Raw genomic sequence first — 18,786 nt, forward strand, 5'->3', positions numbered from 1 at the left:
ATGGTTGAGCAGGTCATCGCTAAACCGGGGGCAGCCAGAAAATACGGGCCACCAGCAGGGCTGCTGTGATCAAGCTGAGCACTTTCCAGGGTGGTTTGTCCAGGGGGCGGGTGGCGAAGCCATGATAGCTGATGCGCACCAGGGCGCAGGCCACCAACCCGAGCAGGGCCCCGCCTACCAAGTCGCTGAACCAATGCACACCGATGATCAGGCGTGACAACGCCATGGGGACGCAGATGATGATGGCGGCCCAATAAGCCAATGCGCGGTGCCGGGAAGGGAGTGTTTCTGCGACGAAGGCCGCTGCCAACCCATAAAGCACCACCGCGGTCGAGGTATGCGCACTGGGATAGGAAAAGGAGCCAGAAAGATAGTCCGGGGTGTCCGGGCGCACGCGTTCTGCCAGGTGCTTGAATAGCGTGTTGGCCAGCGCGATGCCGCCAAGCCCGCCCGATAGATGCAGTAGAGCGGCATAGTGACGGCGGTACAGGAGCCATAGCGTCCAAGGCAGGATCAGGATGATGACGCCCAGGGTGTCGCCGGCTTCGGCCATCCAGTCGGCGATCTGAATCATTGCCGGAGAGGCTATGCCATCGATGAGAGCTTGCAGGCTCCGATCCATGGGCAAGGGGCCTTGCTGCTCGAGTACCCAGAGAGTCCAGCCACTCAAGACCGGTAGGCTGATGAATAGCAGAACCAGCGATGCCAGGGGAAATTCGCCGCTGGGGCGAGACGAGCGCAGGGCATTCCACAGCCCACGTTGCCAGCGGCTGCGGCGAGCGGAGTAGGCCAGTTGACGATAGATCCAGCCCTCGCGCGCCAATTGATGACGCAACAGCGAGAACATCAGCGCTAGAGCAAGCACCGTAGAGGCCAGCAGGATCAGCCAGCCTTTGCCGCCCGGTGGCATGTCCAGCAGCTGTTGCCAGGTTTTACCGAGCAGATAGCCGGGGAGCAGATAGGCGGGCGCCCAGAGCAGCGCCGAGCCCAGATTGGACCATAAGAAGAGGCTTGTCCGCATGTGCATCATGCCGGCGATCATCGGGACGAGAGGGCGTACCGGGCCGACAAAACGTCCGATCAGCACCGACAGCACGCCATAGCGCTGAAAGAACAGCGTTCCTCGCTCCAGCCATTCCGGGTGTTGATGAAAGGGCCATAGCGAGGGTATGCGCTGACGCTGGGTCTGGCCGAGCCAAAAGCTCAGACCGTCGCCGATCACGGCACCCAGGAAAGCACACAGCAGAACCAGGGCGATCGGCAGGTCGTAATGCCCGGCCAGCGAGGCAGCGGCGGTGATCAGTACCACGCCGGGGACCACCAGACCGATCAACGCCAGGGATTCGATCAGCGAAATAAGGGCGATGAACAATAATAGCCACTGGGGTGATGGTGCCAGATTCTGAAGCCACTCGGTCGTGCTCAAGGCGTCGGCTCCATTAACTTGAGGCCTTCTGCAAGCAGGCGCTGCTCAAAATGCGTGGCATCCTCACCGGGCTGCAGATGACAAGCCCGAATGCGCGACTGGATGGCGCCGGTTTCGGCGAACACTTCTCGACCCAGAGCCCGCAGAAGACGTTCACGGACGATCAAGGCGCCGGCTTCCCCCGTGTCGGGAAGCAGCAGCCAGAATAGCTGGGTCTGATGACGCCCTAGCTGATCGTGATAACGGCTGCAGCCGCGTACCGTATGGCATATTCGTTCCAGCAGGCTGTGCAGTAGCGTACTGCCGAACTGCTCGTCGGCCATTTCCAATTGCGGCAGGTGGATGATCAGAGTCGCCAAAGGGCGCTGCATCGTTCTAGCGCGCTCGACCTCGGCATGAAGTCGCTCCAGCAAGGCGGTTTGCGACAGTGCATCACACTGCCCATCTCGGGGGTCCGCGGCGCTCAAGAGCACCTCACGCTGACGTCTGAGCCAGTAAGGCAATGCCGCCACACTGATCAGTGCCAGGTAATACAGCGTGTTATCAAGAAGAGGTGATTCGTGTTCGATCAATGTCAGCCAAACCGGCGCCATCAGCAGGTTGAGCAATAGCGCCGATCCCAAGGGCAGTAGCAACAGCGTCAGTATCGGTGGTAGTCCAAGCCAGAGTCGTGATGACTCACCCAGGGTTGGCAGTTCGAGGGCGATCAATAGATAGCAGCTGATCAGGGTCAGATAAGCGCAGAGTTGATGGTAGTCCCGGTTGATCGAACGCAGAAAGAGCGCACTACTCAACAGCAGGGCAAGCAGGGCTGGCAGCAGTATGCGGCCATAAGCCCCCATCAGGTAATTCCACAGGGCATAGCCCGAAAGCAGCAGTGCACCGCTGGTGTAGGCCAACAGGGCAAGGCGCAACGGCCAGGAATTCATATCGGGTCGAGCAGGCATCAGGCACTCTCTTCCAGTATCACTACCGGGCGCTGCTGCTGATCGAGTGCCTTGAGTTGAGGCTCGAGCAATAGCGATGGCACCAGACTGGCGCAGCGAGTCCTGCAAGAGGCCGGTAGTGTCTCGAGTAGCGTACTACGCCGCCTGCGCGCGGTCTCGATGTCACGACTGATCATCAAGGCTGCCAGGGTGCGGTTGTCGAGTTGAAAACAGGTTTCATAATTTCGGGTAGCAGCGATGAGCGCATTCAGCGTGGCCTGTTGATCGCGCCATGAGCAGCGCAGCAGAAGTAATTCGCCATAGCTGTTCTCACGGCCGCAGCGGGTCGTTTCAAATGGTAGTTCCAGAGCCAGTTGACGCCCCGAGTGCAATGGACGGCTGGACAATAGTCGCGCCCGACGTGGCAACCCAGGCTGAAGCGGCGGTTCGCTCAGGCTGCGAGCAAGCCCCATGGCCATCAGCGTCATCAACAGGATGCCTGCCAACAGCGTCTGCTCGATATTGATCAACGCTGCTACCTGCCACCAGCAGGAGAGGGCCAGGACACCTTGGAGTAACCACATCCACGGAGGCTGGGGCAGAATCAATACGACTGCCCAGGCCCACAGCCACGGCATATGGCGCTCCGGCGCCAGCCATAGAAGTAGTGTCAAGGTCACGCCAAGCAGTAGTGGCACCAAGGCGCCCGGGAGCACGAACGAGCGTTTGCGTTCCAGTGCGGCGATGCCTAGTCCGAGGCCGACGACACTCAATATTGCCCGGGATACAGCGCCTTGAGACGTGGTCGCCAATAACATCAGCGTCGCTGCGGCAAACAGCAGGGTAAGGCGATAAAGCCCTTCTTTGAACTTGCTCTCCATGGTGCCTTATCATGCATTCCATTTCGTGATGGGGGATACTGTACGATAACTGCCTCGTCACGACGATATGTCTCTTTCTTTTCATTCGGGTCATGACGCCATCGTGGCTTCCTGACCACGCCAAACAACCTGGAGAACCTTGCCAGCATGTCACACTACAAGGTGTCTGGCAGCGCCGATATCGAAGCCTATATGCAAACACTGGGTATCCAGGCGCGTGAGGCCAGTGCTCAGTTGCGTCGCTTGGAGTCGGGGGCCAAGAATGCCGCCCTGATGGCCGTCGCTGCCCAGCTCGAGGCATCACGCCCAGCGTTGCTCGACGCCAATGCCAAGGATCTCGAGCGCGCTCGTGCCGAGGGTCTCGATGACGCCATGCTCGATCGACTTGCGTTAAACGAGGCGCGCATCGAGGCCATGATCGAGGGCGTGACCCAGGTTGCTGCCTTGCCCGATCCCGTGGGCGAAATCGATGGCTTGCGTACCCGGCCCAGCGGTATTCAGGTCGGTCAGATGCGTGTTCCTATCGGGGTGATCGGTATCATCTACGAATCACGCCCCAATGTGACGGTCGAGGCGGCGAGTCTGTGCCTCAAAGCGGGTAATGCCTGCATCTTGCGCGGTGGTTCCGAGGCCAAAAGCAGCAACGCGGCCATTGCCGCCTGTATCGCGAAGGGGCTGGCGCAAGCCGGAATCCCCGAGGCCGCGGTGCAGGTGGTGGCGACGACGGAGCGAGCGGCGGTTGGGCGTCTTATCGCGATGCCCGAGTACGTCGACGTCATCATACCTCGAGGTGGCAAGTCGTTAATCGAGCGAGTGTCTCGGGAAGCGCGAGTACCGGTGATCAAGCATCTGGACGGCGTGTGTCATGTGTATGTCGATGCCAGTGCCGATCTCGACAAGGCCCTGGCCATTGCGCTCAATGCCAAGACTCAGCGCTACGGCACCTGCAATACGCTCGAGACGCTATTGTTGGATGCCCCGATCGCCGCCCAATTGCTGCCGCGCCTGGCCGACGCCTATGCTTCCCATCAGGTCGAGCTGCGCGGCTGCGAGCGTACCCGCGAGATACTGCCGAACATCGCTCCGGCCAGCGAGGATGACTGGCATGAGGAATATCTGGCGCCGATCCTGGCGATTCGTGTGGTGGACGGGATCGACGCCGCCATGGCGCATATCGAGCGCTATGGCTCGCAGCACACCGATGCCATCGTCACGGAATCCTTCGCTCTGGCGCGGCGTTTCCTGGCGGAGGTGGATTCCAGCTCGGTGATGGTCAACGCCTCGACGCGTTTCGCCGATGGTTTCGAGTATGGCTTGGGCGCCGAAATCGGTATCTCCACCAACAAGCTGCATGCGCGAGGTCCCGTGGGACTGGAAGGCCTCACGACACGCAAGTACGTCGTGCTCGGTGATGGTCATGTACGCGGTTGAGGCTGACCCGGCTTGCCCCATACGGATAGCGATGCTGGGGGGGACCTTCGATCCCGTGCATCACGGTCATCTGCGCAGCGCCGTCGAACTGCGCGAAATGCTGGCTCTCGACCGGGTGCACATGATTCCGGCCCAGGTGCCCCCTCATCGTGCGGCACCGGGCGTGACCGGCATGGCGCGCCTCGAGATGCTCAAGGCGGGAATAGGTGAGACCCCGGGGCTGGTCGCCGACGATCGCGAGCAGCGTCGCCCGGGTGCGTCCTACTCTGTCGATACGCTGGCGTCGTTGCGCGATGAGTTCGGCGAGCAGGCACGGCTGGTGATGGCGCTCGGCGTCGATGCCTTTCTCAAGCTCGCCGAGTGGCATGAACCCGAACGGCTCTTCGAGCTGGCCCATGTGGTCGTGATCGCGCGCCCGGGACATTCGACGTCGCCGGATCGGGCATTGCAGGCATTGACCCAGGGGCGCGAAGCGGCGGATATTGCGAGTCTGTTCGCCACCTCTGCCGGGCGACTCCTGCATCTGCGTTTACCCAGTCGAATGGATATTTCCGCCACCGATTTGCGCAGGCGTCTACAGACGGGCCTTAGCGTGCGCTATCTATTGCCAAGCGCTGTGGAAACCTATATTCAATCGCACAGTCTTTACCGTTAAGCGGTGTCATGAAGGTAGAATGTGATCTTGTACGGTGGTCTTACACTCGAGGAGCTATGCAAAACGAAGCATTGAAGACATTGGCGGTAGAGGCCCTGGAAGAGCTCAAGGGCCAGGATATCACTGAGCTCGACGTAGCCGCATTGACCAGTGTGACCGACGTCATGGTGATCGCCAACGGTACATCGACTCGTCATGTGGGCGCCTTGGCCGATAACGTCGTCGAAAAAGCCAAGGAGGCCGGTATCAGGCCTCTGGGGGTCGAGGGCGGTGCCGGTGCCGACTGGGTGTTGGTGGACATGGGGGATGTCGTCGTGCATGTCATGCTGCCCGACGCTCGGCGCCTGTACGATCTCGAACGACTATGGTCCGATTTACCCAGCAACGGTGAGGAGGAGGTGCGTGGGGGTCAGGCATGAAGATCCGCCTGCTTGCCGTGGGTCAGCGCATGCCGAGTTGGGTAGAGCAGGGGGTGAGTGAGTACCGCAAGCGCCTACCGCGGGATTTTTCCCTGGAAGTGGTCGAGATAGCGCCGGGCACGCGGGGCAAGAACGCGGATGTGGCACGCGCCGTAGCGCAGGAAGGACAGCGCATGCGGGAGCGCCTGCGTGAGGGCGATCATCGGATCGCTTTGGAAGTGACTGGCCAGCCCTGGTCCACCGAGCAACTGGCGCAGCAGGCGGATAGCTGGCGTCATCGCGGTAATGACGTCGCCTTGCTGGTGGGCGGGCCGGATGGACTGGAGCCGCAATTATCCAGCCAGGCCGAACAGCACTGGTCCCTATCGTCCCTGACGCTTCCACATCCACTGGTACGTCTGTTGCTGTGCGAACAACTCTATCGTGCCTGGACGCTACTGGTCGGTCACCCTTATCATCGCTAATTCGAAATAATGATTGTCCTTTGCTACTTCGAGACGAAACCTTTGCATGCCTAAACGCCGCGAAACCCTGAAGGATTCCGAGCAGGAAGTTCGCGTCTTTCGCAATCGTTCCTTGTTGGCCATCGTACTGGTCGTGCTGATGTCCGCGGGTCTGGTGGCGCGCCTGGCCTATCTGCAGATCGTTCAGCACGAGGTCTTCATCACACGTTCCGACAAGAACCGTGTGCGGGTCGAACCCCTGCCACCCACGCGCGGACTGCTGCTGGATCGCAATGGCCAGCTGCTGGCGGAAAATCGCCCCACCTACAACCTGACCATCGTGCCGGAGCGGGTAGACGATCTGGACGCCACCCTGGGCCTGCTGGTGGATATCCTTGAGTTGCCCGATACGGATGTTGCGGCACTCAAGACGCGCTCACGCCAACGTCAGCGACCCTACCAATCGGCACTATTGCTCAGCGATCTAGATGAAGAGCAGATCGCGCAACTGGCGGTCAATCGTTATCGCCTGCCGGGTATCGAGGTCGAGGCGCAGTTGCTGCGCTATTATCCCGATACCGACATCATGTCCCACGTGCTGGGTTATGTCGGGCGGATCAACGCGGAAGAGGTCAAGACGCTCGATAAAGGCAACTACGCAGGTACGCACTTCATCGGCAAGACTGGCGTCGAGCGCGAGTATGAGGCGGTCCTGCATGGCCAGGCGGGGCTGCGCAAGGTCGAGACCAACGCTCGGGGACGCGTCTTGCGAGAGTTGGGACGTACCGACCCGGTGCCGGGCCAGAACATTACCTTGACCATCGATAAAAAGTTGCAGCAACTGGGGTATGAGTTGCTCGACGGTCGGCGTGGCTCCATCGTCGCCATCGAGCCGTCCAGCGGCGAGATATTGGCCATGGTCTCGTCGCCGGGGTTCAACGCCAATCTGTTCGTCACCGGCATCAGCCATGGTGATTATCAGGCATTGCGCAGCGATCCCGATCTGCCACTCTACAACCGTGCAATTCGAGGTCAGTACCCACCGGCCTCGACGATCAAGCCCTTCGAGGCCCTGGCAGGGCTCGAAAATGGCGTCATTACGCCGAACACGAAGGTTTACGACCCCGGTTTCTACAAATTGCCGGAACACGAGCGGCGTTACCATAACTGGCTGCGGTGGGGGCATGGTCGCGTCGATATGCGTCGCGCCATCGTGGTCTCCAACGATACCTACTTCTATAACCTGGCTCATGATCTGGGCATCAAGCGGTTGTCGGAGTTCATGCATCGCTTTGGTTTCGGTGAGGACACGAGTCACGATGTCTACGGTGCCGCCAGCGGTGTCATGCCCTCCGATGAGTGGAAGCGCTCGCGCTATGGTCAGGTCTGGTTTCCCGGGGAGACGCTGTCCGTGGGTATCGGCCAGGGCTATTGGCTATCCACGCCGCTGCAATTGGCGACCGCCACGGCGGTACTCGCCAATCGCGGTGATTGGGTGGCCCCTCATCTAGCCAAACGCATCGATGGTGAACCGGTCACCCCGCCCAAGCTGAAGCAGGATATCGAACTGGCGAAGGAAGAGTGGTGGGACTTGATCAATACGGCCATGGAGGATGTGATGACCGGTAGCGAGGGCACCGGTCGCCGTTCCGGCCAGGATCTGGCCTATCGCATGGCCGGCAAGTCGGGCACGGCTCAGGTGTTCACCCTGGCCAACGATGAACGCTACAACGCCGCTGAGCTCGAGGAGCGGTTGCATGATCATGCGCTGTTCATTGCCTTTGCCCCGATCGAGAAGCCTGAGATCGCCATCGCCGTGATCATCGAAAACGCCGGCGGTGGGAGTAGTCATGCCGGTCCGCTAGCTCGCGAGATGCTGGATGCGTGGCTGGTGGACAAGAAACAGGATGAGGATTCCGATGAGTCCTCTGTCGCCGGCGAGGAAGCCTGACACCATGGCCCTGCAGGAGTCTTTATTACCCAACCGAGGCAGCACCATCAGACGACGGCGCAGTCTGTGGCTGCGCATCCATGTCGACCCGTGGTTACTGGGGCTGCTGCTCGTGCTGATGCTGGCAGGCCTGGTAGTGCTCTACAGCGCCAGCGGTCAGCGACTGCCGGTGGTTATGGCTCAGGCTACCCGGCTAGGGGTTGCGGTGGTCACCATGCTGGTCCTGGCCCAATTCACTCCGGGGACGCTCTATCGCTGGTCGCTACCTCTGTACGCAGCAGGATTTCTGATGCTGGTGGCCGTTGAAGTGATGGGCGACGTCGGCATGGGGGCTCAGCGCTGGTTGGTCATTCCTGGCGTCGTCCGCTTCCAGCCTTCGGAGCTGATGAAGCTCGCCATGCCCATGATGGTGGCGGCTTACCTGCATCGTCGACCCTTGCCCCCGCGCATCAAGGATATTCTGATCTGTGCCGCGATCATCGGGGCTCCGGTGGTGTTGATCGCCAAGCAGCCGGATCTGGGGACATCCCTGCTGGTCGCCTGTGCCGCGATCTTCGTCTTGTTGCTGGCGGGGCTGTCCTGGCGTCTCATCGCCTTCCTAGGGGCGGCGGCCGCGGCGGCATTGCCTCTGTTATGGCTAAACATGCACGCCTATCAGCGTCAGCGCGTGCTGACCTTCCTCAACCCGGAAAGTGACCCGCTGGGCGCCGGCTGGAACATCATTCAGTCCACCACCGCCATTGGCAGCGGCGGAGTGCAAGGCAAGGGCTGGACCCAGGGAACTCAATCGCAACTGGAATTCTTGCCGGAGCGCCATACCGATTTCATCATCGCCGTGCTGGGAGAGGAGTTCGGTCTGGTCGGCATGCTGCTCATTCTCACGCTGTACTTGTTGATCGTGACCCGCGGTCTGGTGATCGCCAATAGTGCCCAGGATACTTACGGGCGTCTGGTGGCGGGTAGTATAACGCTCACCTTTTTTATTTACGTGTTCGTCAATATCGGTATGGTCAGTGGTATCTTGCCTGTAGTCGGGGTGCCGCTGCCGCTGGTCAGTTTTGGCGGGACCTCCAGCGTGACCTTGCTGGCGGGTTTCGGTATTCTCATGTCCATTCAAAGCCACCGTCGCTTGCTGGTGCGCTAGCAAGCGCTGCAACGTGCTCGCGGAGCGGGCAAGTGGCAATAGGGAGTCGTTAGACAATGAAGGCCGTCCTTCGCCAGACACTGGGCGCGTTACTTGCCACGGCAATGTTCGCCAGCCCAGCCGCTCAGGCTGCAGAAGACTTCGATCCTGCCCACAATCCCAAGACTCAGGCCCTGGTCGACGAACTGGTATCGCGTGGGGGCGATCGGGATTGGCTGGAGCTGGCATTGCGCCAGGCCGAGTTTCGCCCTGCCGTACTGGAGGCCATGACCGGTGCCGCCGAGCGCCGTCTGGTATGGCACGAGTATCGGGATATCTTCATCAAGCCGCAACGCATCGAAGAGGGGGCGGCGTTCATCCAGGCACACCAGGAAGCCTTCGACAAGGCTCAGGCCGAGTATGGCGTCGCGCCGGAAGTGATCGCCGCCATCATTGGCGTCGAAACCTTTTACGGGCGTCATACCGGCACACATCGGGTCATCGACTCCCTGGCGACCCTGGCATTTCATCATCCCAAGCGGGGCGATTTCTTTCGCGGTGAGCTGGCGGCATTTCTCGAAATCACCAGTGAGCAGAATGTCGATCCACTGACCCTGGAGGGCTCCTACGCCGGTGCCATGGGTTTTCCACAATTCATTCCGACCAGTTATCAGGCCTATGCCGTGGACTTCGACGGCGATGGCAAGCGTGATCTTTGGCATAACCCGGTCGATGCAATCGGCAGCGTCGGCAATTACTTCGCCCGGCATGGCTGGAAGACGGATGGCGCCATCGTCACCGAGGCCAAGGGCCCCAAGACACCCCCCAAGGCGGTGAATTTCAACCGTACCCAGAAGCCTTATGTGAGTGTCGGTGATTTGCGTGGCGAAGGTGTCGAACCAACCGCTGGCGCAGTCCTCGAGGATTCGGACCAGGTGATTCCGTTATCGCTGGAGACCCGTGATGGTTCGATGCGCTACCTGCTGGGCCACGACAATTTCTATGTCATCACGCGTTACAATCACAGCCATCTTTATGCCATGGCCGTGACCACCCTGGCTCAGCGCATCCGTGACGTCCTGGAGAGTGAGGTATGATACGACGTTTGCTGTGTGCCGGGTTGGCCTTTGCGCTCCTGGCAGGGTGTGCCGGCGGCGGTCATAGAGGCGATGGTGCCCCAGGTTCTGCAACGAAAAGTTCCGCAGCGAAGAGCGGCGGTGGGCGTTATGCCATGAACAGTGATGCCTACCCGGAGTTGCCTCCAGACGTTTCCGATGTGCCCGATGCCGTGCCTCGGGTCGAGCCCCGATCCGCCAGCGGCAACCGCCCCACCTATCAGGTATGGGGCAAGACCTATCATGTATTGTCGGATTCTACCGGCTACGAGAAACAAGGCACCGCCTCCTGGTATGGCCAGAAGTTTCACGGCTACGCCACGGCCAGCGGTGAAATCTACGATATGTACAAGATGTCCGCGGCGCATCGTTCATTACCGCTGCCGACCTATGCGCGAGTCACCAATATCGACAACGGACGCTCGGTCATCGTCAAGGTCAACGATCGGGGGCCTTTTCATGGCGATCGTCTGATCGATCTTTCCTATGCGGCGGCGGCGCGTCTGGATATCCTGGGTAATGGTACGGGACGAGTGGACGTCGAAGCCATCGATCCGGTGGCCTGGCAAGCGCGACAGCAGAACACGGCCCCGCCCGGCGAACGACGCCAGGTCACTCGGTCGTCCCCGGCGCCAACGGTTGCCGCATCAACCTCATCACCTTCCTCTCAAGGACAAGCCTCTCCAGGGCCAGCCCTTCAAAAGCAAGGCGCGCCGAAGGCGTCCAGCATCGCGTCCTCCAACGAGACGCAGGCCACGAGGGGAATTGGTGGCTCACGTCTCTTCCTGCAGGTTGCGGCGCTCGGCTCCGCGACCAGCGCCCAGGCGCTTCGTACGCGATTGCAAAGCACACTTGATCGCCCGGTGAGGGTCGATAGCGACAGCCGTGTACACCGTGTCCAGGTCGGGCCGGTGAAAGATCAACCTGCATTGGAAGCCCTGCGCAAAGAACTCGAGCAGGCAGGCTTCGCGCAAGCCTTTACCATAAGAGCTCAAGAGTGAGCCTCATTTTTTCTTCAGCAAGAATCACGAGATACAACGATATGAGACTGTCCGCTTTACCCGTTACGCTAGGGCGCCTGTTACCCGCCACCCTGACCGCTTGCGCGCTGCTGATATCGCCGGTTCAGGCCCAGCAACAAGCGCTGCCGGAATCGATGGTGCCTTCCCCGCCTGGCCTGGCGGCGAGTTCCTGGCTATTGATGGATGCCAATAGTGGTGAAGTGCTGGTCGAGCACGAGGCGGATCAGCCCCTGCCTCCGGCGAGCCTGACCAAGATGATGACGGCCTATATCGTCGAGCGGGAAATAGATGATAATCGTATCTCGCCCGAGGATCAGGTCAATATCAGCGAGAATGCCTGGCGCACCGGCGGCTCACGCATGTTCATCAAAGAAGGCACTCAGGTCGGGGTCGAGGAATTGCTCAAGGGCGTGGTTATCCAGTCGGGTAATGATGCCAGCGTCGCCCTGGCCGAGCATATTGCCGGCTCCGAGTCCGCCTTTGCCGACTTGATGAATCAGCAGGCCCAGCGCCTGGGGATGAGCAACTCCCATTTCGTCAACGCCACTGGGCTTCCCCACGAAAATCATTACGCTTCCGCCAAGGATCTGGCCATACTGGCCAAGCACATCATCAAGGATTATCCGGATCACTACGACACCTACTCCGAGAAGTACTTCACCTACAATGGCATTCGTCAGCCCAATCGCAATCGCTTACTGTGGCGCGATCCTTCCGTCGATGGTCTCAAGACCGGCCACACCGAAGCCGCCGGTTATTGCCTGGTGGCCTCGGCCAAGAAGGACGAGACTCGTCTAATTGCCGTGGTGATGGGCACCAAATCGGATGAGGCCCGAGCCCAGGAAGCACAGAAGCTCTTGAGCTACGGTTTTCGCTTCTTCGAAACCTTCAAGCTTTACGATGGCGGCGCAGTACTCGACAAGCCCCGCGTCTGGGGGGGTGAAAAAGATACTCTGCGCCTGGGGGTAAGCGAGGACGTCTATCTGACCGCGCCTCAGGGCAAGCGTGACAGCATGACCGCAAGACTCGATATTCAAGACACCATCAAGGCACCCATCGAGGCCGGGCAGCGCCTCGGCACGCTCAAGGTGCAGCTGGGAGATGAGGTGGTCAAGGAGCAGCCGCTCATTGCCTTGGAAAGCATCCCGGAAGGCGGGTTTTTCAAAAGGATCTGGGATAATATCGTGCTGTTTGTTACCGGTCTTTTTAACTGATCTCGCGCCGACCATGACCTTGGCTCATGGTCGGCCTTTCCCTGAGCCCCTTAACCATCCCCCTTGGTCGCAACGCAAAGGTTGAGTAGAATACTCGGAAATAGGTTGTGCCGAGTAATCGTCATGAATGACAAGTCCTTGCGAGATTTACGCACCGAGACACCCCAGTCTCCACCCAAGATAGTGTTTCCCTGCGATTATTCACTCAAGATCGTGGGTGACGCTTCGCCAGATTTTCAGGCGGTTGTCGTCGAGACCATCAAGGTGCATGCACCGGCCTTCGATGAGAATGCCATGAGTGCGGTAGATAGCCGCAATGGGCGCTTTCAGTCGTTACGAGTGACAATTACTGCTACCGGTAACGATCAATTGCAGGCACTGTTTGCCTCGCTCAAGGCCACCGGTCGTGTTCATATGGTGCTATGAATGGCTGCGTTAGACGTTTATCGTCTGGGGCGCCAACCCTACGCGCCGGTGTGGCGTGCCATGCGTGCGTTCACCGATCGCCGGGATTCGACGTCTCGGGACGAAATCTGGCTTGTCGAGCATGAGCCGGTGTTTACCCAGGGCCAGGCAGGACGTGCCGAACACGTGCTCATGCCGGGCGACATTCCCGTGGTGCATACCGATCGAGGCGGCCAGGTCACCTATCATGGCCCGGGCCAACTGGTCATGTATCCGCTGCTGGACGTGCGTCGGCGCAAGCTAGGGGTGCGAGAACTCGTCACGGCGCTGGAAAACAGCGTAATCGACGCACTCGCCGAGCAGGGTGTCGAAGCCCATCCCAGAGCCGATGCACCAGGGGTCTATGTCAGGGATGACAAGATTGCGTCATTAGGGCTACGTATTCGTCGCGGTTGCAGCTTCCATGGTGTCGCCTTCAATATCGATATGGATCTTGCACCGTTCGCGCGTATCAATCCGTGCGGCTACGCTGGCTTGAACATGACTCAGATGAACGATCTGGTCGAGCGGCGCCCGCCCCTCGACGAGGAAGCCACTCGCCTGGTGCGTTGTTTCGCCGCGCGGCTGGGTGAGGACAGTATCAACGAGTGTCGTGGCATACCCGAGGGGGTCATGTCCGAGTTAACCGCCGACTCTTCTCAAACCGCAGGATAGGACCGATGACCGAGACCACTGTCGCTAGTCAAGAACGGGCCGCTCCGGCCCCCAAGAAGCCCCGTGCCGAACGAGGCGTCAAGTTGCGTGGTGCCGACAAGGTGGCGCGTATTCCGGTCAAGGTGATTCCCACCGAGACACTACCCAAGAAACCCGACTGGCTTCGGGTGCGCATGCCGGTATCCCAGGAAGTGACACGGATCAAGCAGACGCTGCGCAAGCACGGGCTGCACACGGTGTGCGAGGAGGCCACTTGTCCCAATATCGGCGAGTGCTTCAATGGTGGTACCGCCACCTTCATGATCATGGGCGATATCTGCACCCGACGCTGTCCGTTTTGTGACGTGGCCCACGGCCGTCCCAACGCGCTCAATGAGAACGAGCCCCGGGAATTGGCCGAAGCCATTGCCGAAATGCGGCTGAAGTACGTGGTGGTCACCTCGGTGGATCGTGACGATCTGCGTGATGGCGGGGCACAGCATTTCGTCGATTGTATTCGTGAGATCCGTAATGACAGTCCGTCGATCGAGATCGAGGTGTTGGTGCCAGACTTCCGTGGGCGCATGCAGAAGGCACTGGACATTCTCGAGCAGACGCCGCCGGACGTCTTCAATCACAATCTGGAAACCGTGCCGTCGATCTATCGCCGCGTGCGCCCCGGAGCCGACTATCAATGGTCGCTGGATCTGCTCAAGGGTTACAAGGCACGGCGCCCCGACGTGCTGACCAAATCAGGGCTGATGCTGGGGGTAGGCGAGACGGATGAGCAGGTCATCGAGGTAATGCGCGATCTGCGGGCTCATGATGTCGACATGCTGACCCTGGGACAGTACATGCAGCCGTCCCGTAATCATCTGCCGGTGGATCGCTGGGTACACCCGGACACCTTTGCCTGGTTTGCCGAGCAGGGCAAGGCGATGGGCTTCACCCACGTCGCTTCCGGGCCATTGGTGCGCTCGTCCTATCATGCCGACCAGCAGGCCCACGGTATCGAAGTCAAGTAGACCTCTCGGAATATAATGCAAGCAGACCCCATGAGCGCAAGCCATGGGGTTTTTTCATGAGTGCAAGCTACGCTTCTTGTAAGTGAGGGCTGCGCTTATGCCGACAGCTTCTCGAAACCAGACGGGGAGAAGTAGAGTGAATGCCAAAGGAATTCTCGATCAGTTGATGAAGCAGGCCAGTAGCGTAAGTGGTGCTTCAGGTGGCAGCGGTACCTCAAAGGGTGGGTTCGATATCGGCAAGCTGGCCGGCAGTGGCGCCCTCGGAATGCTGCTTGGCACCAAACGAGGCCGCAAGCTAGGCGGGCAAGGGCTTAAATACGGCGCCTTGGCGGGGCTGGGCATGCTGGCCTGGAAGGCTTGGCAGCATCACCAGCAATCCTCCGCGGCGAGTGGTTCAGACGCTGGCGTGGGCCAGCCGAACTCGGCTCCAGCCGGCAAAGCCGGGCCTTTGGAGCAGCTCGAGGGGCAGCAGCAGGAGCAGCGCAGCCTGGCGATTCTTCAGGCTATGATCGCCGCCGCCCGGGCGGATGGTCATATCGATGCCGAGGAGCGCGCTCAGTTGGTGGAGCAGATGGATGCAATGGGCGCTGATGATGAGCTGCATGCCTGGATGGAGCGGCAGATGCGCGAACCGCTCGATGCCCAGGATATCGCTGCCCAGGCGGATTCACCCCAGGCGGCCCGAGAAATGTATCTGGCCAGCGTGGCCATCGTCGATGAGCAGAATCCAATGGAGCGTGCCTGGCTGGATCAACTGGCCGGCGCTCTCGAGCTGGAGCCCGGCATTGTCAGGGAGCTTGAAGCTCAAGCCGCCTCTGATACCTGATGATCAATGACACAAGAGCACACAGGCCAACGCTTGCCCGAGGGCTTGCGTGACAGGCTATTCTGGAACCTAATAGCCAATAGGGTATATCACTAGTGGTGTTTCATGCGTGAGGAGATGACATTATGGAAGATAAAGGGGCTTGGGATCATCTGAGGAAGGCGGCGGAAGAATTGTGCGATTCTTCACAGGGTCGTGGCGTCGATACGCGCAGTGCTCTGGCTGGCGGCTTATTGGGCTTGTTGGTCAGTACCCGGGGAGGACGCACTCTCTTGGGCAAGACCCTCAAATATGGCATCGTTGCCGGGCTTGGCGCGTTGGCCTGGCAGTCACGTCAACGCGACCAGGCAGGAACTGGCCGGATTGCTAGGGATTCTTTCTCGACCACCGACGGCGTCAAGGGCACTTCGGAAGATGCCGTTAAAGGGACCTCTGACCCCGGCGGCCGAGATTTTCCGTCGCTTTAAACCGAACTTGGTCGTGATCCCGCTGCTTTTTTCATGCGCCCGGAAAACCGGGCGCTTCTGTATCCGTCGCTTCTTACTCTTCTCATTCAAGTAATATGAAATGGTAATCTTTTTAACGCCTCAAAATGTTTAAGTGCTGCTCCGTGGAGCATGCCGTCATTCGTCGTAACCGACGTAGCATTTTAATGCATCCAGCGGGGTGTCAATGTTATTCTGCAGCGCAGCAATTCCCATGTATGGAGTCAAGGCATGTTCCTTCTCACTGCTTCTATCGCAGAAATAGCGCGTCCTTTCTGGGACCCGTTGGGGCTAGGTCGCGCCGCCATCGACTACTGGCGTGATGCGGGTGAGCGTAGCGTGCTCTATCTCGATGTCATGCGTCAGCGCGGTAATCAGTATCTTGCTCATATGGGAGAGACCAAGCCCAATGTGCTGGGGTTTGATTCCGAAATGCTGATGGACGGGCACGATCTTCCTCATCCAGTCAACTATGAGCTGATGCGCATCCTGCCCCCGAAGGGTGTCGAGACCGACGAGAGTATGCGTCCGTTCGTGGTCGTCGACCCACGCGCCGGCCACGGCCCGGGTATCGGTGGGTTCAAGCCGGATAGCGAGCTGGGTGTGGCACTGCGAGCAGGGCATCCCTGCTATTTCATCAGCTTCTTGCCCTTTCCCGAGCCAGGCCAGACCGTCGAAGATGTCGCTGAAGCAGAGGTGGCATTCTTGCGCCATATCATCGAGCGCCATCCCGATGTGGCCGAGAAACCCATGGTAGTCGGTAATTGCCAGGCCGGCTGGCAGATCATGATGGCCGCGGCCTTGGAACCTGAGTGTTTCGGTCCCATCCTCATCGCCGGTGCGCCTCTTTCCTATTGGGCGGGGGAGCGGGGCAAGAACCCCATGCGCTACTCCGCCGGGATGCTGGGAGGAAGCTGGCTGACTGCTCTGGTGAGCGATCTTGGTCATGGTCATTTCGACGGTGCCTGGCTGGTTCAGAACTTCGAGAAGCTCAATCCGGCCAATACGTTCTGGAGCAAGCAGTACAATCTTTACGCCAGGGTCGACACCGAGGCGCAGCGCTATCTGGAGTTCGAGCGCTGGTGGGGCGGGCACGTGGTGCTCAACAGCGAAGAGATCCAGTATATCGTCGATAACCTGTTCATCGGTAATCGTCTGAGTACAGCGCAGCTGCTCACTCGAGATGGACGCCGTATCGATCTGCGCAACATTCGCTCGCCCATCGTGGTGTTCTGCTCTCAAGGAGACGATATTACACCGCCGCCTCAGGCGATTGGCTGGATCGATGATCTGTACGACAGCGTGGAAGATATCCAGGCTCACGACCAGACCATCGTCTACTGTGTTCACGATACGACCGGTCACCTGGGCATCTTTGTATCCGGTAGCGTCTCACGCAAGGAGCACGCGGAATTCACGGCGAACATTGATTATATCGATATCCTGCCGCCGGGGTTGTATGAGGCCAAGGTCAACGAGCGGGATGTCACCCAGGCCAATCCGGATCTGATCGACGGTGATTACCTGCTTGAATTCGCGCCGCGAGATTTCGATGATGTCGATGCCATCGTCAAGACCAACCTCGAGGATGAGCGTCGTTTCGCTACCGTCTCCCGGGTCTCGAATATCAATCTCGGTCTCTATCGGCGTTATTGGCAGCCCTGGATACAGGCGGTGATGACACCTCAGGCGGCACGGCTGCTGCGCCGCTCCCATCCGTTGAAAGTAGGATACCGGCTGCTTTCCGACCGCAATCCCGCTACTGTGCCATTGCCGGTCATGGCCGATGCGATCAAGGCGGACCGGCACGAGGTCGGCGCGAGCAATCCATTCAAGATGGTCGAGCGCATGGTGTCGGATCAGATCGTGCACAGCCTGAATGCCTTTCGCGATCTACGCGATCAGGCAACAGAGCAGTTGTTCATGCAGGTGTATGGTCATCCCGTGCTGCAGACGTTGATGGGACTCAGGGCCGACGATCAGCGCCCATTGCCACTGCCTGGTGCTTCTCCGGAACATCATCGCTTTGTTGCCCAGCGCAGGCAGGAGCTGCGGGCGTCCATCGACCAGGGCGATATTACCCAGGCGTCGGTGCGGGCGCTTATCTTCATCCTGGGGGGATCGGCCACCACGGATGAGCGCAACTTCCAGCGCCTAAAAGCGACGCGTGACGAAATGGGAACCGATATCGACCTGAATACCTTCAAGACGTTGGTACGTAATGAGTTCGAGATCCTCAATCTTGATGGTCATGCGGCCATGGAGGCCTTGCCAACCATGCTCAAGGGCGAAGATGCCGGCACTATCGATACCTACGAGCAACATATCGAGCAGGTAGTGAAGGCCAGCGAACCCCTGGACGACAAGACGCGGGCACGCCTGGCGCTCGTCAAGCAGCTCTTTGCGCGAGCCAAACCAACTCCTCAGCCGACGTCTAGCAAGGGGACGGAATCGGGCAAGGTAACCGCTGCTGCCAAGCCAGAAGGATCATCATCGCGCAAGAGCAATGCCTCTGGCAAAGCGACGCGCAAGAAAACACCCCGCAAGACCAAACCATCGACTTCTTCCGACGATCCCCAGTCGCGCTGATCACGTCGACGTTCGACACGACACCCTGACCGCCTGGCGGTTGGGGTGTACCAGCGACGACTCGCCATCTATTCGACCAGATTCAACCTGTCTGCTACCCCACTCTACTCAAAGGGCGGGTTGCATGAAGTCCTGTGTGGCGGCTAGCCTCGTTAGG

General features: G+C 59.6%; 18 protein-coding genes. 15 read left to right on the forward strand and 3 right to left on the reverse strand.

Going from position 1 to position 18,786, the window contains the following annotated elements; genetic code table 11:
- Positions 1-19 precede the first annotated feature (19 nt).
- From ACPF7Z_RS01465 to ACPF7Z_RS01475, 3 genes are read right to left on the reverse strand one after another with little or no spacing between them, the layout of a single operon-like run.
- Complete coding sequence (locus ACPF7Z_RS01465) at positions 20-1,426, reverse strand: bifunctional DedA family/phosphatase PAP2 family protein (protein ID WP_425191380.1); 1,407 nt, start codon at positions 1,424-1,426, stop codon at positions 20-22.
- A complete protein-coding gene (locus ACPF7Z_RS01470) occupies positions 1,423-2,373 on the reverse strand; it encodes a diguanylate cyclase domain-containing protein (protein WP_425191381.1) in 951 nt (316 codons plus the stop codon). Before ACPF7Z_RS01470 ends, ACPF7Z_RS01465 begins: the two co-directional genes overlap by 4 nt.
- On the reverse strand, positions 2,373-3,233 hold the full coding sequence (locus ACPF7Z_RS01475; RefSeq protein ID WP_425191382.1) for a hypothetical protein: 861 nt from the start codon (positions 3,231-3,233) through the stop codon (positions 2,373-2,375). Before ACPF7Z_RS01475 ends, ACPF7Z_RS01470 begins: the two co-directional genes overlap by 1 nt.
- A gap of 147 nt (positions 3,234-3,380) precedes the next feature.
- On the opposite strand from ACPF7Z_RS01475, the gene ACPF7Z_RS01480 reads away from it, so the two are divergent.
- From ACPF7Z_RS01480 to ACPF7Z_RS01550, 15 genes are all read left to right on the forward strand, one after another.
- Positions 3,381-4,664 carry a glutamate-5-semialdehyde dehydrogenase gene (locus ACPF7Z_RS01480; protein ID WP_425191383.1) on the forward strand — a complete coding sequence of 428 codons (1,284 nt, stop codon included), beginning with the start codon at positions 3,381-3,383 and terminating at the stop codon, positions 4,662-4,664.
- Complete coding sequence (gene nadD / locus ACPF7Z_RS01485) at positions 4,651-5,319, forward strand: nicotinate-nucleotide adenylyltransferase (RefSeq protein WP_425191384.1); 669 nt, start codon at positions 4,651-4,653, stop codon at positions 5,317-5,319. The genes ACPF7Z_RS01480 and nadD overlap by 14 nt, the downstream gene beginning before the upstream one ends.
- Positions 5,320-5,375: 56 nt before the next feature.
- Complete coding sequence (rsfS, locus tag ACPF7Z_RS01490) at positions 5,376-5,738, forward strand: ribosome silencing factor (RefSeq protein ID WP_425191385.1); 363 nt, start codon at positions 5,376-5,378, stop codon at positions 5,736-5,738.
- Positions 5,735-6,202, forward strand: a complete 468-nt coding sequence (rlmH, locus tag ACPF7Z_RS01495) for a 23S rRNA (pseudouridine(1915)-N(3))-methyltransferase RlmH (protein WP_425191386.1) — start codon at positions 5,735-5,737, stop codon at positions 6,200-6,202. The genes rsfS and rlmH overlap by 4 nt, the downstream gene beginning before the upstream one ends.
- Positions 6,203-6,248: 46 nt before the next feature.
- Positions 6,249-8,132, forward strand: a complete 1,884-nt coding sequence (mrdA, locus tag ACPF7Z_RS01500) for a penicillin-binding protein 2 (RefSeq protein WP_425191387.1) — start codon at positions 6,249-6,251, stop codon at positions 8,130-8,132.
- Between the two features lie 4 nt (positions 8,133-8,136).
- Positions 8,137-9,276 carry a rod shape-determining protein RodA gene (rodA, locus tag ACPF7Z_RS01505; RefSeq protein ID WP_425191552.1) on the forward strand — a complete coding sequence of 380 codons (1,140 nt, stop codon included), beginning with the start codon at positions 8,137-8,139 and terminating at the stop codon, positions 9,274-9,276.
- A gap of 56 nt (positions 9,277-9,332) precedes the next feature.
- The gene (gene mltB, locus ACPF7Z_RS01510) at positions 9,333-10,352 is read left to right on the forward strand and encodes a lytic murein transglycosylase B (RefSeq protein ID WP_425191388.1); all 1,020 of its coding nucleotides are present in this window, start codon (positions 9,333-9,335) and stop codon (positions 10,350-10,352) included.
- Positions 10,349-11,371 (forward strand): septal ring lytic transglycosylase RlpA family protein, encoded by a 1,023-nt coding sequence (locus ACPF7Z_RS01515; protein ID WP_425191389.1) that lies wholly within the window; start codon positions 10,349-10,351, stop codon positions 11,369-11,371. Before mltB ends, ACPF7Z_RS01515 begins: the two co-directional genes overlap by 4 nt.
- A gap of 41 nt (positions 11,372-11,412) precedes the next feature.
- Positions 11,413-12,606: a D-alanyl-D-alanine carboxypeptidase family protein gene (locus tag ACPF7Z_RS01520; RefSeq protein WP_425191390.1), complete on the forward strand. Its 1,194-nt coding sequence runs from the start codon at positions 11,413-11,415 to the stop codon at positions 12,604-12,606.
- Positions 12,607-12,729: 123 nt separating this feature from the next.
- Positions 12,730-13,032 (forward strand): HP0495 family protein, encoded by a 303-nt coding sequence (locus tag ACPF7Z_RS01525; RefSeq protein ID WP_425191391.1) that lies wholly within the window; start codon positions 12,730-12,732, stop codon positions 13,030-13,032.
- Positions 13,033-13,725, forward strand: coding sequence for a lipoyl(octanoyl) transferase LipB (gene lipB, locus ACPF7Z_RS01530; protein ID WP_425191392.1), 693 nt, complete (start codon positions 13,033-13,035; stop codon positions 13,723-13,725).
- A 5-nt stretch (positions 13,726-13,730) separates the two neighbouring features.
- On the forward strand, positions 13,731-14,729 hold the full coding sequence (gene lipA, locus ACPF7Z_RS01535; protein ID WP_425191393.1) for a lipoyl synthase: 999 nt from the start codon (positions 13,731-13,733) through the stop codon (positions 14,727-14,729).
- A 136-nt stretch (positions 14,730-14,865) separates the two neighbouring features.
- Entirely contained in the window at positions 14,866-15,555 is a 690-nt protein-coding gene (locus tag ACPF7Z_RS01540) for a tellurite resistance TerB family protein (RefSeq protein ID WP_425191394.1), read from the forward strand.
- A 125-nt stretch (positions 15,556-15,680) separates the two neighbouring features.
- On the forward strand, positions 15,681-16,022 hold the full coding sequence (locus ACPF7Z_RS01545; protein ID WP_425191395.1) for a DUF533 domain-containing protein: 342 nt from the start codon (positions 15,681-15,683) through the stop codon (positions 16,020-16,022).
- 249 nt (positions 16,023-16,271) lie between these two features.
- Positions 16,272-18,629: a DUF3141 domain-containing protein gene (locus ACPF7Z_RS01550; RefSeq protein ID WP_425191396.1), complete on the forward strand. Its 2,358-nt coding sequence runs from the start codon at positions 16,272-16,274 to the stop codon at positions 18,627-18,629.
- The last annotated feature ends 157 nt before the right edge of the window (positions 18,630-18,786 follow it).

It is taken from the genome of Halomonas sp. GXIMD04776, from assembly GCF_049808615.1.
In the GTDB taxonomy this organism is placed as follows: Bacteria; Pseudomonadota; Gammaproteobacteria; order Pseudomonadales; family Halomonadaceae; genus Modicisalibacter.

Coding starts and splice junctions, on each gene's coding strand:
- ACPF7Z_RS01470 (WP_425191381.1), bottom strand. CDS start 2,373: ATGCCTGCTCGACCCGATATGAATTCCTGGCCGTTGCGCCTTGCCCTG.
- ACPF7Z_RS01475 (WP_425191382.1), bottom strand. CDS start 3,233: ATGGAGAGCAAGTTCAAAGAAGGGCTTTATCGCCTTACCCTGCTGTTT.
- ACPF7Z_RS01480 (WP_425191383.1), top strand. CDS start 3,381: ATGTCACACTACAAGGTGTCTGGCAGCGCCGATATCGAAGCCTATATG.
- nadD (WP_425191384.1), top strand. CDS start 4,651: ATGTACGCGGTTGAGGCTGACCCGGCTTGCCCCATACGGATAGCGATG.
- rsfS (WP_425191385.1), top strand. CDS start 5,376: ATGCAAAACGAAGCATTGAAGACATTGGCGGTAGAGGCCCTGGAAGAG.
- rlmH (WP_425191386.1), top strand. CDS start 5,735: ATGAAGATCCGCCTGCTTGCCGTGGGTCAGCGCATGCCGAGTTGGGTA.
- mrdA (WP_425191387.1), top strand. CDS start 6,249: ATGCCTAAACGCCGCGAAACCCTGAAGGATTCCGAGCAGGAAGTTCGC.
- rodA (WP_425191552.1), top strand. CDS start 8,137: ATGGCCCTGCAGGAGTCTTTATTACCCAACCGAGGCAGCACCATCAGA.
- mltB (WP_425191388.1), top strand. CDS start 9,333: ATGAAGGCCGTCCTTCGCCAGACACTGGGCGCGTTACTTGCCACGGCA.
- ACPF7Z_RS01515 (WP_425191389.1), top strand. CDS start 10,349: ATGATACGACGTTTGCTGTGTGCCGGGTTGGCCTTTGCGCTCCTGGCA.
- ACPF7Z_RS01520 (WP_425191390.1), top strand. CDS start 11,413: ATGAGACTGTCCGCTTTACCCGTTACGCTAGGGCGCCTGTTACCCGCC.
- ACPF7Z_RS01525 (WP_425191391.1), top strand. CDS start 12,730: ATGAATGACAAGTCCTTGCGAGATTTACGCACCGAGACACCCCAGTCT.
- lipB (WP_425191392.1), top strand. CDS start 13,033: ATGGCTGCGTTAGACGTTTATCGTCTGGGGCGCCAACCCTACGCGCCG.
- lipA (WP_425191393.1), top strand. CDS start 13,731: ATGACCGAGACCACTGTCGCTAGTCAAGAACGGGCCGCTCCGGCCCCC.
- ACPF7Z_RS01545 (WP_425191395.1), top strand. CDS start 15,681: ATGGAAGATAAAGGGGCTTGGGATCATCTGAGGAAGGCGGCGGAAGAA.
- ACPF7Z_RS01550 (WP_425191396.1), top strand. CDS start 16,272: ATGTTCCTTCTCACTGCTTCTATCGCAGAAATAGCGCGTCCTTTCTGG.